We start from the raw sequence: 13,670 nt of genomic DNA on the forward strand, positions 1-13,670 counted from the left end.
CTGCCCCATGCTCGATCGGTGCTTTCAAACTGGCGCAGCGACTACAACGACCACCGACCACACTCAGGCCTTGCTTGGCTGACACAAGCCGAGTTCGCCCAGACCATCAAGCCGCGACGTGATGCCGTGCTGCGCAGCCGAAATGGCTCCGCACCGCAACCCGCAGCTACCGCCCAAAATACAGCAATCAAAAACCGCTGGAGCGAATTCAAAACTGGATAAACTTGGGGGCAAGGTCATTCATCGCAGACTTGAGGGTAGCAAATGGTGAGCCGGCAAAATGCTTCGCTTGCAATATGGTCGTTTCGCCGGCCTTCGAATGCCGGCCATCAATTCCCTGGTCTGGGCTGGCAGAAAACGCCTCGAATGTTACGCCGAAGTGTTTCCCTATTAAGTCGCGGACAAGATCCCTGAAATCTGGATGCGAAAGCGTTTTAAAATCGTAGGTCATCGTCCAGCGTTATTCTCGCAGATACAGAGCCTTGGTTAAGTTGGACGGTGCAAAATGAGATATCCAAGATCAACGGGAAATATCAATGTAAGCAACAGTTTAAAGGTATCGTTCCAGGGGCTTGGGTTCGTATCCCTTCAAGGCGCGCAAACTGATGTCGGAGCCATGCGAGCAATAAATCCACTAAAGTACTGAGATCGTATAATGCCGCAGCAGCCCCTCATGCCACGCCAGTGAAATGGCCAGGATAGAGAGGGCGATCAGGCGGCATATACGATGTGGGTGAAAGGTCCTGCGCTCGCGAGGGTATTGGTCAGCGCACCCAGATTACCAAGATCAGCTCCAAGCCACCTGGCGTGTGTTGCAAAGTTCGGCTCCTTCCGCGAGAGAACGCTGACATCCCAGTTGTCGTCGCTCTCATAGATCTCCAATGCAGCGCGCCCAACAACACCCGTTGCGCCGACGAAGAGGACGGATCCCCCGCCATCCTGATGCAATGCTATCCCTCGCAGTTTAATCTTCGTTCAGGTTTCGAAACTACTCTTCGGCTGCGAGTTCAACAGTCGTTCAAGGCGTTCGCAGGCAATCTGCAACGCCTCGACCGATGGCGGCGAGCCGATGCACAGGCGCACCGCGTGCGGCATGGAGCGTCGCCCCACCACAAAACTATGCGTTGGAGCGATCGTGATGCCCTGCGCGGCGGCTGCATCGACGAAATCTTCGGCGCGCCATTGCTCAGGCAGGGGAAGCCAGACATGGGGACTGGTGACATCCGTGCGGGCACCACCAAGTAGGGGATACGTTGTAAGCAGTGAAAGCCGCCGAATATTCTCAGCCTGCTGCCAGCGGATCATGCCTTCCAGTTGGTTGCCCGTAATCCAGCGCGAGACGATTTCAGCGGCAATCAAGGTCGCGGATCCCGTCGACATGCCAACGCCGGCCTGCGTCGTTGCAACATCCGCAGGTGGGGAGACAAGACATCCAACTTTGATGCCTGGCCCGATGATGCGACCGAAGCTGGTCAGGAAATGCGTTCGTTCCGGAGCGATGGAGAAAATCGGCGGCAGTGGATCGGCCATGGTTGTGCCGTAGATATCGCTTTCGATGATCGGCAGGTCGTGACGCCGCGCGATTTCCGCTATCTCTTTCCGGCGGTGCAGCGGCAGTGTTGCATTGGTCGGATTTTGTCCCCGTGTCGTGACATAGACGGCGCCAATTGATTGCCTCTGGCAGAGCGCTTCGAGCGAGGATGGTATCATGCCATCCCCGTCCATCTCGACGCCGATGAGCTTTCTGTCGAGATAGCTGGCGACGGACTTCATCTTCGGATCGGTGAATTCCTCCGTCGCAATCGTCTCGCCCGCATGCGTCAGTGTCGAGATGGCAGCCATTACGGCATGCTGCCCGCCATTGGTGATGATGATTTGTCCCGCCGAGGCATCCACACCGTAGCGTTTCAGCCAGCCGGCAACAGCCTGTCTGTGACTGAGTTGACCGGCCGCTGGCGATGAACCCAGAATCTGCTGCGGGTGATGTTCTGCGATAATAGCCTTGAGAGTGTCTGACAGTGCGCTGTCAAGGTCCGCCACGGGCACACGGTAGATTGAAAGATCAATCGTTTCCGCATCCGCTTGGTCTAGTGCTCCGTCCGCTCGTCGCCGTCCGCCGGCGATAAACGTCCCGCGACCGACATGGCTCTCCACGAAGCCCTGAAGCTCAAGTTGAGAATAGGCACGCCCCACGGTCGCAATTGCCACACCGAGTTTGTGTGCAAGCTCTCGTTGCGGTGGGAGCCGTTCGCCGGCGACGAGAAGGCGCCGCGCAATGGCATCCACGATCGTCGACACGATGGTCGCATAGCCCGGCTTTTCGCCAAATTGTATTACATTGTTCAGCATTTTTGTATGTCAATATATTGATTGTCATATTCCAATAACATGCTTAGGGTCACTTCGAAAGCTCAATTTGTCCACCGGCAGAGAATAAGGAGGCTCTGGCGAAAGAAGCGGCAGGTTGGCGGGAGAGTGTCATCTGGGAGGAGACCACACATGCATCTGCTTAACAGACGTCCGAAAACGGTCGAGCGCGATCTCGACGTTCTATCCAGCATCGATACGAAAGGCCTGATCTCGCGACGCGAACTGATGCGACGCAGTGCCCTGTTCGGGGCGGCCGCAACCCTTTCCACCTTCGGCGGCGTGCTGTCGGCAGCGGGACAGGAAGCCAGCGGCAAGGTCACAGTTGGCCTCGACAGCGGCGCGTTCACACCGATCCTTAAAACCTTCGCCCCCGAATTTAAGGCTGCCTCCGGAATTGACGTCGATTTTGCATCCTATCCACTCGGCAACATGTACGACCAGAACCTGCTGGCGCTGCGTCAGGGCACGGCGCGCTTTGATGTCTTCAACTTCTGGCCGAATTTCGTCGGCGATTTCGGCCCGTTCCTGACCCCGCTCGACGAGGTCGGCACGCTGGACGAGCTGAATTTCTCCGATATCGCCAAGCCGTTCCAGCAGCTCAATATTTATGAGAACAAGATCGTCGGTGTCATGATCGACGGCGACATGTTCATCAATACCTACCGGACCGACCTGTTCGAGAATGAACAGGAGATGGCGACTTTCAAGGCGAAGTACGGCTACGATCTGGCACCGCCGAAGGGCTACAAGGAGTACCGCGATACGGCGGAGTTCTTCACACGCCCCGACCAAAATCTCTACGGCCACGTCGAAGTGACCAGCTTCTTCGTCTATGCTTTCTTCATCAATCAGTTGGTGCAGCTCGGCTCAGAAAAGGGCGTGCGCTATGGCGAACTGTTCGATGAGCAGATGAAGCCGAAGCTGGTGAACGAGATCGGCGAGGAGGCTATCCGCCGCTATACCGAAATGTCGACCTTCATGCCAAAGGACCTCGCCCAGGCGATGCCGTGGGATGTGGGACGGCAGATCTTCTTCGACGGCCGCGTCGCCCAGGCGAACTGGTGGACCGACATGCCGAAGGGGGCTGCCGATCCGAAGATTTCCAAGGTCGCCGGCAAGATCAAATGTGCCCGCAGTTTTGGGGACGTGACGATCCTGCCCTACGGCCGCGCCATGGGGATTGCGGCCAACTCGAAGAACAAGGAAGGCGCGTTCAAGGTGATCGCGTGGATGCAGCAGTCGGCCAACGCCAACCGCTGGGTGGCCGAGACCTTCGAGCAGTCGCTGATGGATCCCTGGCGCAACAGCATGTTCGATGATCCGAAGAGCACCTTCCCACTGCAGTCGGAATCCGGCTTTGCCGACAACTTTGCCAGCGTCAGCAAGGAACTGCTTGCCGCCCCCAAGGCCTATCTCGATATCTCGATCCCCGGCACCAACCGCTATCTGAGCTCGATCATGCAGCATGTACCGCGCGCCATCACCGGCCAGGCAACGGCGAAGGAGGCGTTGGAGGCGATGGCGGCCGAGTTCGAGGAAACCACCGAGACCTACGGACGCGACCGACAGATCGCACATTATGACGAGTATCGTCAGCGGATGATCAAGCAGGGCTACTGGTCCTGATCCTCCCCTGTCGCTGCCGGCTTTTCCGGCGGCGACAGCCCCACCGCTGCGGCACCACCGCCGGGCGGAGAAGATTTTTCGACACAGAATCCGGATGACCTGATGACCGCGACACCTGTTCAGGGCGAAGCATTGCCGCCTGCAAAGACGATGAGAGACGACAGGGGGGAACGGCGGGCGACGCTGTTTCTGCTGGGGCCGGCACTGACCTTTCTGGGCGTGTTGTCCATCTGGCCGTTCGTCTATCTGATCTATGCGTCCTTCACGTCCTATCAGTTGGCCATTCCGATCCCGATCGAGTGGGTAGGGATCGATAACTTCACCAGGATGATGTCGAATCCACGCTTCTGGCGAAGCCTCGGCATCACCTCGATCTTCGCGCTGGTGGCGGTGCCGCTACAGATCGCAGCCGGCCTCGGCATGGCGCTGCTCCTGAACGGCGTGACGCGCGGGCGCGAATTCTATGCGTCACTGTTCCTGATCCCGATGATGGTGGCGCCGATTGTCGTCGGCTTCTCGTGGAATCTCTTTCTCAATCCGATCTACGGGCCCCTCAACAATTTCCTCAAAGCCATCGGCTTCAATCCGCCGGCCTGGGCGCAATCGCCCGACTGGGCTTTGCCGACGCTGGTGATGGTCGATACCTGGCAGTGGACGCCGTTCGTGATGATCGTCCTGCTCGCCGGTCTCAATTCCATTCCACAACGTGTCTACGAAGCCGCCAAGGTGGACGGGTCGAACCGCTGGCAGACCTTCGTCAACATCGTCCTGCCGATGCTGTTTCCCTACATGATGGTCGCCTTCGTGCTGCGCTTCATCGACAGCTTCCGGGTGTTCGACATCATCTACATCCTGACGCGCGGCGGCCCCGGCACGGCAACGCAGAACCTAGCCTACTACACCTATGACATGGGCTTCGGCCGGTTCGAATTTTCGACAGCAGGTGCGCTCAGCATCATCCAGTTAGTGCTTCTGACCGGCGGCACCATGGCGATCCTTGGCTTTGCAAAGCGCCTCGACAAGGCGCCGGTTTCCGACGCGCCGCTGCCACCGACCGTAATCAACGCCACTGCGGTGAACAATCAGGGACTGAAAGCATGACCATGCCGATCTCACTTGCACCGGCCGAAGAACCGGTCGTTGAAAAAGAGGCTCTGTCCGCGCGGTTCTCCGTCGTCATCAAGCACGTCGTGCTGGTACTGGTTCTGGCTCTCTTCCTGCTGCCGCTCGCCTGGCTGCTTCTGACCGCCTTCAAGCCCTATGCGGAGCTGTTCACCAGCCCGCCATCGGTGCTGCCGGTCAACGGCACATTGATCAATTTCAGCGACGGCTGGGCAATCGGCGGCGGCAAGGGCATCGGCGACAGCCTGATCGTCGCCTCCGTCTCGACGGTGCTGTGCCTCCTGCTCGGCTACCCTGCGGCCTATGCGCTGGCCCGACGCTTTTCCGCCCATGGGCAGCTGAGCTTCACCATCCTGTCGCTCAGGATGATGCCCCCGATCGTTCCGGTGATTGGTTTCTATCTGCTGTTCCAGCAGTTGTCGCTATTTGATACCTATACCGGCCTGATCATCGTCTACACCTTCATGAACCTGCCGCTGGTCATCTGGTTGCTGGCCGAGTTCATCCGCCAGATCCCCAAGACCTATGAGGAGGCGGCCCGGATCGACGGGGCACCGTGGTACCGCCTGTTCTGGGACGTGCTGTTGCCGCTGTCGGCCCCCGGCATTTTGACGGCCGGCATCCTGGCGATGATCTTTGCCTGGAACGAGTTCCTGTTCGCTCTCGTGCTGACCGGCGAAAAGGTCATCACCTTGCCGAAGGCTCTTGCCAGCTTCTTCCTGTTCCAGCAGCCGAACTGGGGCCAGCTCGGCGCCATCGGCATTGTCGCAATCGCTCCGCTGCTCGTGCTTTCCTACTACATGCAGCGCTTTCTCATTCGCAGTTTTTCCGTCGGCAGCGGCGGACGGTAAGGAGACCAGTCATGGCATCAGTCACCCTTTCGGGTATCAACAAATGGTATGGCGGCGCCGTTCATGCGGTGCGGGATATCTCCTTCAAGATCGAGGACGGCGAGTTTTTCGGCCTGCTTGGGCCCTCCGGCTCCGGCAAGACATCGGTGTTGCGTATGCTGGCGGGGCTGGAACGCCCGACCTCCGGCACGATCTCCTTCGATGGCCTGTCGGTCGAGGCGAAGACACCGCAGGAGCGCAACGTCGCGATGGTGTTCGAGCAGAATGCCCTCTATCCGCATATGAGTGCACGCCAGAACATCAGCTATCCGTTGAAGATCCGCGGCCTGTCCAAGCCCGACATCGAGGCGAAAGTGGCCGAAGTGGCGACCCTGCTCAATATCGGCCATCTGATCGACCGGCGGGCCTCGCAGATGTCTGGCGGTCAGCAGCAGCGTGTCGCGATCGCCCGCGCCCTGGTGAGGCGCCCCAATCTTCTCTGCCTCGACGAGCCGATTGCCCATCTCGATACGCTGTTGCGCGCCCGGCTTCGCGGCGAGCTGAAGCGCCTGCAACGGGCGCTCGGCACCACATCCGTCATCGTCACCCATGACCCGATCGAGGCCATGACGATGACCGACCGCATCGCCGTTATGCGCGACGGGTTGATGCAGCAGATCGGCACGGCTGACGAGATTTACATGCGCCCGGTCAACGCCTTCGTCGCCCAGTTCTTCGGCTTGCATTCGATGAACGTCTTCACCGTCAGCGACGTGTGCGACACGCCGGACCTGTCGGGCCAGTGCGGCACGCACAAGGTCATGCTGCCCGACTGTGTCAAGTCGCATGTCGGCAGCCAGAGTCGCAAAGTTCAAGTGGGCAGCCGCCCAAGTGGTGTCTCGGTCTATAAGCAGGGTGAGGCGCCGCGGGGCGGAGATGCGCTGACCCTGTCCGGCCGGGTCTATGTTGCCGAGCAGCTCGGCGACGCCATCCTTGTCACGGTCCAGGCCGGCGATACGACGATCCAGGCGATGACCTCGCCGAGCTACCGTTTCGGCATCGACGAACCTGTCGATATCGTTATCCGAGACGACGCGCTCTATGTCTTCGACGGCGATGACCAGCGCACGTTGCGGTTCGCCTCCGGCCAGTCTGCTCTGCAGATCGACCGTCTGGCCTCCTACGCTTGAGGCATCACGATGAGCTTTCTCCTCGGCATCGACAAAGGAACGTCCGTCATCAAGGCGGTGGTGTTCGACACATCAGGCACGGCGTGCGGCGTGGCCCAGCGCCGCGTCCAAGTTCTGCAGCCGAAGGCCGGCTGGCATGAAGAAGACCCGCGCGCCACTTGGGCGCTGTGCGTCGCGGTGGTGCAGGACGCCCTCGCCGAGGCGGGGATTTCCGGGGCCGACATCGCGGCCATCGGCATTGCCGGTCATATGGGCGGCGCCTGGCTGATCGACGCGGAGGGACAACCGGTGCGCAACGCCATTTGCTGGCCGGACAACCGCGCCCAGTCGGACCAGGTGGCGATGGAAGAGGTCGGTCTGCTCAAGGAGGTCTTTGCTCTTTCCGGCAACGGGCTCATGCCCGGGATTACCGCCATGCTACTCGGCTGGCTGTCCAGACACGAACCGGAAACGTTGGCGCAGGCACGATCGGTACTGTGCGCCAAGGACTATCTGCGGTTCTGCCTGACGGGCGTTGTCGCCACCGATCCATCTGATGTCTCCTTCGTTCCCGGCGACATCGATGGTCGGATGCATTCTCCCCGCGTCATGGAACTGTGCGGTGCGTCGGCCTGGATCGGCAAGCTACCGCAGATCCTGCCGTCTGGCGATATCGCCGGCACGATCACCGCCGCTGCAGCGGCAGAGACAGGGTTGCGGGAGGGAACGCCCGTCGTCACCGGGCTTGGGGATGCGTGTGCCAATGCGATCGGCGTCGGCGCCATCCGTCCAGGGGCGGCATTGACGGTGCTGGGGACCAGCTGCCTTAACAGCCAGGTCATGACGAGCCCCGAACGGGCTCCGGAAGGTCTCGGCTTTCTTTTTGCGATGCCGCTCGATCGCTATTTGCGGATTCTGCCCAACACCTCCGGCACCATCGCCTTCGACTGGTTTCTGGAGCGCTTTGGCGCACCGGTGACGGAACATGGGACAACTGATTTTGCCGCGCTCGAGCGGCAGGCCGCTGCCGTTTCGCGTGGTGCCGAAGGGGTGATCTTCATACCCTATGTCAATGGCAGCGGCGTGCTCGCGCCCTTCTTCGACACGCTTGCCCGCGGTAGCTTTTTCGGTGTCGGCAGCCATACCGGCTACGACCATCTGCTGCGCGCCGTCTATGAAGCATTGTGCTTTGCCACGCGTGACTGCTTTGAAGCGATGAGCACCCGGCCCCGGTCGCTTGTACTGACGGGCGGCGGCGCCAAGAGTGCTTTCTGGGCACAGATGTTTGCCGATATCTGCGGCGTGCCGATCGAGATTGCCTCCGTCGAAGAGTCCGGTGCTCTCGGTGTAGCTCTCCTTGCCGGCATGGCGGCTGGTCTCTGGCCGGATCTCGAAACCGCTGCTGCCGCAACCACGCACGTTGCGGCACGCTATGAGCCGAACCCCGGCGCCAGCAGCGATTATGATGGCTGGTTCGACCTCTACCGGCAGTCGCGCGACGTCTATCGCACCTACTCGTCCGCTCGAGCCGCTCTGGCGGCGGAAGGCGAGGTGGCGGCATGAGCTATATCCTCGGCATTGACAAGGGAACCACTACAACCAAGGCCGCGATTTTCGATGCCGCCAACGGCCGTGTGCTGGCAACCGCCCGTCGCCCTACCAAAAGCTTCCGGCCGCATCCGGATTGGCACGAAGAGGACATGGACGGCACCTATGCCGGTGTCGCGGCGGCCATCCGCGAGGCGATCACCAATGCCGGCATCGACGCGAACGACATTGCTGCGGTCGGTGTCAGTGGCCACATGGGCGGGCTTTGGACGCTCGACAGCAAAGGCCGTCCGGCCGGTCCCGCCATCGCATGGCCGGATGGGCGCACGGCGACCATGCTGGAGCAGTGGAAGGCCGAAGGTCGGGTACAGCGATTGTTCGAGATCTCCGGCAATGCCCCGATCCCCGGTCTGCCTCTGGTGCTGCTCGGCTGGTTGAAGCACAATGATCCGGAATTCTATGGCCGCATCGCCACCGTCTTCTGCGCCAAGGACTACGTGAACTACCGACTGACCGATGTCATCGCCACAGACGAATCGGACCTGTCCTTCTTTCCCTGCGACATCCGCCGGCGCCTGCCCTCCGATGAATTGTTTGAACTCGCAGGCGTTCCGGAGATGCGGACGAGGCTGGCTCCGGTTTTGGAAATCGGCGCCGTCGTCGGCAGGGTTACCACGATGGCGGCCAGCGAGACGGGGCTGGCCGAAGGAACGCTCGTGGTCACTGGTGCCGGTGATGCGGTTGCCGCCGCCATCGGCGTCGGCGCGCTGGAAAGCGGGCAGGCGGTCACGGTCATCGGCACCAGCTTCATGAACAACCTCACCGTCGACGAACCGCTTCTGGAGCCCGCGGGTGTGGGCTTCCTGTTTCTGATGCCGGAGGGGCGCTGGCAGCGTTTGATGTCGAACACCGGCGGCGGCTCGCTCTGCCTTGACTGGATCGTCTCCGCGTTCTGCGGTAAGGCGCTTGGTCCGGATTGCGGCGACCTCTTCGACCGGATCGAGAAAGAGGCGCGTGCCATCCCGCCTTTGAGCAACGGCTTGCTAATCCATCCCTATTTCAACACGTCCGGCATGACGGCACCTCGTCATGAGCCGCTCGCCAGGGGCTCGATCTTCGGCCTCGACATGGCAACCACGCCGATGGCGCTGGTGCGCGGTGTCATGGAAGGCGTCGCCTTTTCGATGATCGATTGTTACGGCGCCTTGAATGCACCCGTGCACGAAATCCGCATCACCGGCGGTGGCGCTCGTTCGCCGCTGTGGCGGGACATCTGCGCGGCAGCGATGAACCGGCCGCTCAAGGTTCCCGAAGCCGAGGAAACGGGGGCGCTTGGCGTTGCCCTGCTTGCTGCAAGGGCTGCCGGTTTCTATGCGAGCTTGCCGGATGCCGCCAGTGCCATGGTGCGGATCGCCAGTACGGTCGAGCCAGATCCGGTCCTCGCCGCCCGCTACGCCGCCGCCTATCCGCTGTTTCGCGATCTCGGCCGCGATCTTGCCCCTCTCTGGAAACTTCGTGCTGCACTTGTGGAGCGCACCCACCGCAAAAAGGACGCGCCATGACGCCGACACCCAAGAAGCATGTTTTCTTCGATCTCGATGGGACGCTGGTCGATACCCGTGCGGCCGTCGTCGGTTGTTACACGCGGGTGTTCCGCGAAAAGCTGAACAGCGATTTCCCGCCGGCGCATTTTCCGGTCGCCGATCTGTTCGCCATGCGGCCGGCCGAGGTGTTCGCGGTCGTCGCGCCGGATCGGATAGACGAGTTGCATGCCGCCTATCGCGACGCCTATCCGCTTTGCACCGGGCTGGTGAAGGTGTTCGATGGTATCCGTGATCTGATATTCGCACTTGTTCGCGATGGCCGCCAGCCGAGCGTTGTCACCAACAAGGGGCTAGAGCGCACCCTCATTGATCTCGGCGTCGCCGGCATCGCGCCGGAGACCTTCGCGGTCATCGTCACGGCTGAGGATACCGTGGATCGAAAGCCGCACCCGGCGCCTATCCTGCTCGGTCTCAAGCGGGCGGGCGCCCACGCCGCCGAGGCAATCTATGTCGGCGACGGCCCGCAGGACATTCTCGCCGCCCGTGCCGCCAGCATGGAGATGGTTGCCGTCAGCTACGGCTTTTATGACCGGACGATGCTCCAGCCGCACAGACCAGACACCCTGGTCGACAGCGTCGAGGCACTATCCGCGGCCCTCGGCATCATCCAGACGGCAGGAACGCAATCGTGAGGGCGTTCAGGGAAATAACCGCGGATCTCGCCTTTCCCGAAGGGCCGGTGCTGATGCTCGATGGCAGCATCATCCTCGGCGAAATCGCCGCCGGCCGGCTGACGCGGATCACCATGGATGGCCGGAAGACAGTTGTCGCGGAGACAGGCGGCGGACCCAACGGTCTGGCGCTTGGACCGGACGGGCATCTCTATATTTGCAACAATGGCGGCTTTTCGTGGGATCGCGGCGGCGGCAATTGGCGTCCGGTTGCGAAGGCGGCCGACAATGAAGGCGGCAGCATCCAGAAAGTGCATCCCGAAACCGGCAAGGTCGAACGGCTCTACGACCGCTGTGGCGACATCGCCCTGTCGGCACCCAACGACATCGTTTTCGACCGGTTCGGTGGTTTTTATTTTACCGATCACGGTCACCGTCAGGGCCGCAAGGTTGATTTCGGCGCTGTCTATTATGCAAGGGCCGACGGCAGCTTCATCCAGGAGGTGGCCTATCCGCTGGTCGGCCCCAATGGCATTGGTCTCTCGCCGGACGGCAAGACGCTTTATGTGGCGGAAACCTCCTCCGGGCGATTGTGGTCGTGGCGGGTGGACGCACCGGGGGTGCTTGCCAAAGCCGACTGGCCGTCACCGACCGGTGGCGATCTTGCCGCCGGCCTTCCCGGCTTCCAGCGCTACGATTCACTCGCTGTGGAGGCCGGCGGCAACATCTGCATCGCCACCTTGCGTCTCGGCGGCGTCGTCGTCGTTTCACCGGAAGGAAGAGAAGTCGAGCGCATCCGTACACCCGATCCCTACACCACCAATCTTTGCTTTGGCGGCCCCGGCATGAAGACCGCCTTCATCACCCTGTCGGGGAGCGGCCGGCTGGTCTCCATGGACTGGATGCGTCCCGGCCTGCCTGTCTGAACCGATTTCATTTTCTGCTGCATAAGGAAAATCGATTATGAGCATATTGAACCATCCGCCGTCCGAGGTTGACCTGCCGGCACTCAGGGGGCATGCGCTCAATCTGCGCCGCAAGATGATGAGCATGGCAACGGGCAAGGGCGAAGGGTACATTGCCCAGGGTCTCGGCATGGCCGATTGCCTGGCCAGCCTCTACTTCCACGAGATGCGCTACGATCCGCAGGATCCCGAATGGAACGGGCGTGACCGTTTCGTACTGTCGACGGGGCATTATTCGATCGCCATGTATGCGGTGCTGGCGGAAGCCGGGATCATCTCTCCGACCGAGCTGGCCAGCTATGGTCTCAATGGTTCGCGTCTGCCGATGAGCACCTTCGACGAAACGCCGGGCGTCGAGATGGTTGGCGGATCGCTTGGCCATGGGCTTGGTCAGGCGGTGGGCATGGCCATGGGCCTGAAGCTCGATGGTTCATCGGCGCGCGTCTTCTGCGAATTTTCCGACGGCGAACTGCAGGAGGGGTCCACCTGGGAGGCGGCCATGGCCGGCGCCACGTTCAAGTGCGACAACCTCGTTGTAATGATCGATTGCAACGGCATCCAGGCCGACGGGCCGGTAACGGTGAAGATCGAGCCCGTGGCCGACAAGATGACGGCCTTCGGCTACGAGACCGTCGAAATCAACGGCAACAGCGTAGAGGAATTGACGACGGCGCTGGCCAGTTCGCGCAGCCCCAACGGCAAGCCCAAGGCCATCGTCATGCGCACCACACCGGGCTTCGGTGTCCCCACGATCATGGCCCGAGACCGCGCCCATTTTGTGCGCATCGACAATTCGGAATGGACCGCTCTTACCGAGGAACTGGAGACACACAATGGCTGATACCCAAACCGTATCCGGCCGCACGCGCGGCATGGGCGAACTCATCGACATCGCCGGTAAGGTGACGGAAATCGCACCGTTCGGGCACACACTTGCAGCGCTTGCAAACGAACGGCCAGAGATCGTCGGGCTGACCGCCGACATGGGCCGCTACAGCGACATCCTGCCGTTTCGAGACGCGCACCCAAACCGATTCTTCAATGTCGGCATGGCGGAGCAGAGTCTCATCATGACGGCGGCAGGCCTAGCCAAAACCGGCAAGATTGCCTATTGCACCACCTATTCAGTGTTCATTACCCGCCGTGCCTATGATTTCGTGGCGCTCGCCTGCGCCCACTCGATGGCGAACGTGAAGATCTTTGCCGGCATGCCGGGTCTGGTCAATGGCTATGGTGCCACCCACCAGGCGACCGAAGACTTGAACATGATGCGCGGCATCGCCGACCTGACCATCATCGACCCCTGCGATGCCACGGAATTGAAGCAGGTGGTGCGCGCCGTCGCCGATATTCCCGGAACCGTGTATGTCCGCAGCCTGCGTGGCAAGGTGCCGGTCGAGCTGGGAGCCGACTACACATTCGAGGTCGGCAAGGCCAAGGTGCTACGGCCCGGCCGCGATGTCGGCATCATTTCAACCGGCTACATGACTTCGCGGGCCCTGGATGCAGCCAAGGTGGCACAGGATGCGGGCGTCGATGCCGGCGTCCTGCATGTCGGCACCATCAAGCCGTTCGATGCGACGTCGGTGATCGAGTTCGCCAGTCGCTTCGAACGTCTGATCGTTGCCGAAAACCACAAGACGTCCGGCGGTCTCGCCTCACTGGTGGTCGAGGCGCTCTATGAGGCCGGGATCGTCAAGCCGATGATCAAGATCGGCCTTGCCGACAGCTTCTTCGAATGTGGCTCTCAGGAGTATCTCGAAGCCAAATACGGTGTCGATCTGCCGCGGTTCACCCGCGCCATCATCGACGCGCAATAGGAGAA

At 61.1% G+C, this 13,670-nt stretch carries 13 protein-coding genes; 11 read left to right on the forward strand and 2 right to left on the reverse strand.

Features of this window, described 5'->3' with window-relative positions:
* On the forward strand, positions 1 to 222 hold a 222-nt coding region (locus ACT6VE_RS30175; RefSeq protein ID WP_444801943.1), incomplete at its 5' end, for an integrase core domain-containing protein.
* Here the strand turns inward: ACT6VE_RS30175 and ACT6VE_RS30180 are convergent.
* Together ACT6VE_RS30180 and ACT6VE_RS30185 are read right to left on the reverse strand one after the other, a co-directional pair.
* Positions 209 to 451 (reverse strand): restriction endonuclease, encoded by a 243-nt coding sequence (locus ACT6VE_RS30180; protein ID WP_444801944.1) that lies wholly within the window; start codon positions 449 to 451, stop codon positions 209 to 211. The two genes, ACT6VE_RS30175 and ACT6VE_RS30180, sit on opposite strands and share 14 nt — an antisense overlap.
* A gap of 524 nt (positions 452 to 975) precedes the next feature.
* Positions 976 to 2,349, reverse strand: coding sequence for an aminotransferase-like domain-containing protein (locus ACT6VE_RS30185; protein WP_444801945.1), 1,374 nt, complete (start codon positions 2,347 to 2,349; stop codon positions 976 to 978).
* A gap of 150 nt (positions 2,350 to 2,499) precedes the next feature.
* Between ACT6VE_RS30185 and ACT6VE_RS30190 the strand changes: the two genes are divergently transcribed.
* The 10 genes from ACT6VE_RS30190 (at position 2,500) to ACT6VE_RS30235 (ending at position 13,665) form a co-directional block, all read left to right on the forward strand.
* Entirely contained in the window at positions 2,500 to 3,996 is a 1,497-nt protein-coding gene (locus ACT6VE_RS30190) for an ABC transporter substrate-binding protein (protein WP_444801946.1), read from the forward strand.
* Positions 3,997 to 4,098: 102 nt separating this feature from the next.
* Complete coding sequence (locus ACT6VE_RS30195; RefSeq protein ID WP_444801947.1) at positions 4,099 to 5,097, forward strand: carbohydrate ABC transporter permease; 999 nt, start codon at positions 4,099 to 4,101, stop codon at positions 5,095 to 5,097.
* Positions 5,094 to 5,969, forward strand: a complete 876-nt coding sequence (locus ACT6VE_RS30200; protein ID WP_444801948.1) for a carbohydrate ABC transporter permease — start codon at positions 5,094 to 5,096, stop codon at positions 5,967 to 5,969. The genes ACT6VE_RS30195 and ACT6VE_RS30200 overlap by 4 nt, the downstream gene beginning before the upstream one ends.
* 11 nt (positions 5,970 to 5,980) lie before the next feature.
* Positions 5,981 to 7,138, forward strand: coding sequence for an ABC transporter ATP-binding protein (locus tag ACT6VE_RS30205; protein WP_444801949.1), 1,158 nt, complete (start codon positions 5,981 to 5,983; stop codon positions 7,136 to 7,138).
* A gap of 9 nt (positions 7,139 to 7,147) precedes the next feature.
* Positions 7,148 to 8,680, forward strand: a complete 1,533-nt coding sequence (locus ACT6VE_RS30210; RefSeq protein ID WP_444801950.1) for an FGGY-family carbohydrate kinase — start codon at positions 7,148 to 7,150, stop codon at positions 8,678 to 8,680.
* Complete coding sequence (locus tag ACT6VE_RS30215) at positions 8,677 to 10,227, forward strand: FGGY-family carbohydrate kinase (RefSeq protein ID WP_444801951.1); 1,551 nt, start codon at positions 8,677 to 8,679, stop codon at positions 10,225 to 10,227. The genes ACT6VE_RS30210 and ACT6VE_RS30215 overlap by 4 nt, the downstream gene beginning before the upstream one ends.
* On the forward strand, positions 10,224 to 10,901 hold the full coding sequence (locus tag ACT6VE_RS30220) for an HAD family hydrolase (RefSeq protein ID WP_444801952.1): 678 nt from the start codon (positions 10,224 to 10,226) through the stop codon (positions 10,899 to 10,901). The genes ACT6VE_RS30215 and ACT6VE_RS30220 overlap by 4 nt, the downstream gene beginning before the upstream one ends.
* Positions 10,898 to 11,806, forward strand: coding sequence for an SMP-30/gluconolactonase/LRE family protein (locus ACT6VE_RS30225; RefSeq protein ID WP_444801953.1), 909 nt, complete (start codon positions 10,898 to 10,900; stop codon positions 11,804 to 11,806). The genes ACT6VE_RS30220 and ACT6VE_RS30225 overlap by 4 nt, the downstream gene beginning before the upstream one ends.
* Before the next feature lie 37 nt (positions 11,807 to 11,843).
* Positions 11,844 to 12,686, forward strand: a complete 843-nt coding sequence (locus ACT6VE_RS30230; protein WP_444801954.1) for a transketolase — start codon at positions 11,844 to 11,846, stop codon at positions 12,684 to 12,686.
* Entirely contained in the window at positions 12,679 to 13,665 is a 987-nt protein-coding gene (locus ACT6VE_RS30235) for a transketolase family protein (protein WP_444801955.1), read from the forward strand. Before ACT6VE_RS30230 ends, ACT6VE_RS30235 begins: the two co-directional genes overlap by 8 nt.
* Positions 13,666 to 13,670: the final 5 nt, after the last annotated feature.

It is taken from the genome of Shinella sp., from assembly GCF_052438155.1.
Taxonomy (GTDB): Bacteria; Pseudomonadota; Alphaproteobacteria; order Rhizobiales; family Rhizobiaceae; genus Shinella.

Excerpts from the sequence above, each read along its gene's own strand:
- ACT6VE_RS30215 (WP_444801951.1), top strand. The coding sequence starts at position 8,677 with ATGAGCTATATCCTCGGCATTGACAAGGGAACCACTACAACCAAGGCC.
- ACT6VE_RS30195 (WP_444801947.1), top strand. The coding sequence starts at position 4,099 with ATGACCGCGACACCTGTTCAGGGCGAAGCATTGCCGCCTGCAAAGACG.
- ACT6VE_RS30180 (WP_444801944.1), bottom strand. The coding sequence starts at position 451 with ATGACCTACGATTTTAAAACGCTTTCGCATCCAGATTTCAGGGATCTT.
- ACT6VE_RS30220 (WP_444801952.1), top strand. The coding sequence starts at position 10,224 with ATGACGCCGACACCCAAGAAGCATGTTTTCTTCGATCTCGATGGGACG.
- ACT6VE_RS30190 (WP_444801946.1), top strand. The coding sequence starts at position 2,500 with ATGCATCTGCTTAACAGACGTCCGAAAACGGTCGAGCGCGATCTCGAC.
- ACT6VE_RS30210 (WP_444801950.1), top strand. The coding sequence starts at position 7,148 with ATGAGCTTTCTCCTCGGCATCGACAAAGGAACGTCCGTCATCAAGGCG.
- ACT6VE_RS30205 (WP_444801949.1), top strand. The coding sequence starts at position 5,981 with ATGGCATCAGTCACCCTTTCGGGTATCAACAAATGGTATGGCGGCGCC.
- ACT6VE_RS30200 (WP_444801948.1), top strand. The coding sequence starts at position 5,094 with ATGACCATGCCGATCTCACTTGCACCGGCCGAAGAACCGGTCGTTGAA.
- ACT6VE_RS30235 (WP_444801955.1), top strand. The coding sequence starts at position 12,679 with ATGGCTGATACCCAAACCGTATCCGGCCGCACGCGCGGCATGGGCGAA.
- ACT6VE_RS30185 (WP_444801945.1), bottom strand. The coding sequence starts at position 2,349 with ATGCTGAACAATGTAATACAATTTGGCGAAAAGCCGGGCTATGCGACC.
- ACT6VE_RS30230 (WP_444801954.1), top strand. The coding sequence starts at position 11,844 with ATGAGCATATTGAACCATCCGCCGTCCGAGGTTGACCTGCCGGCACTC.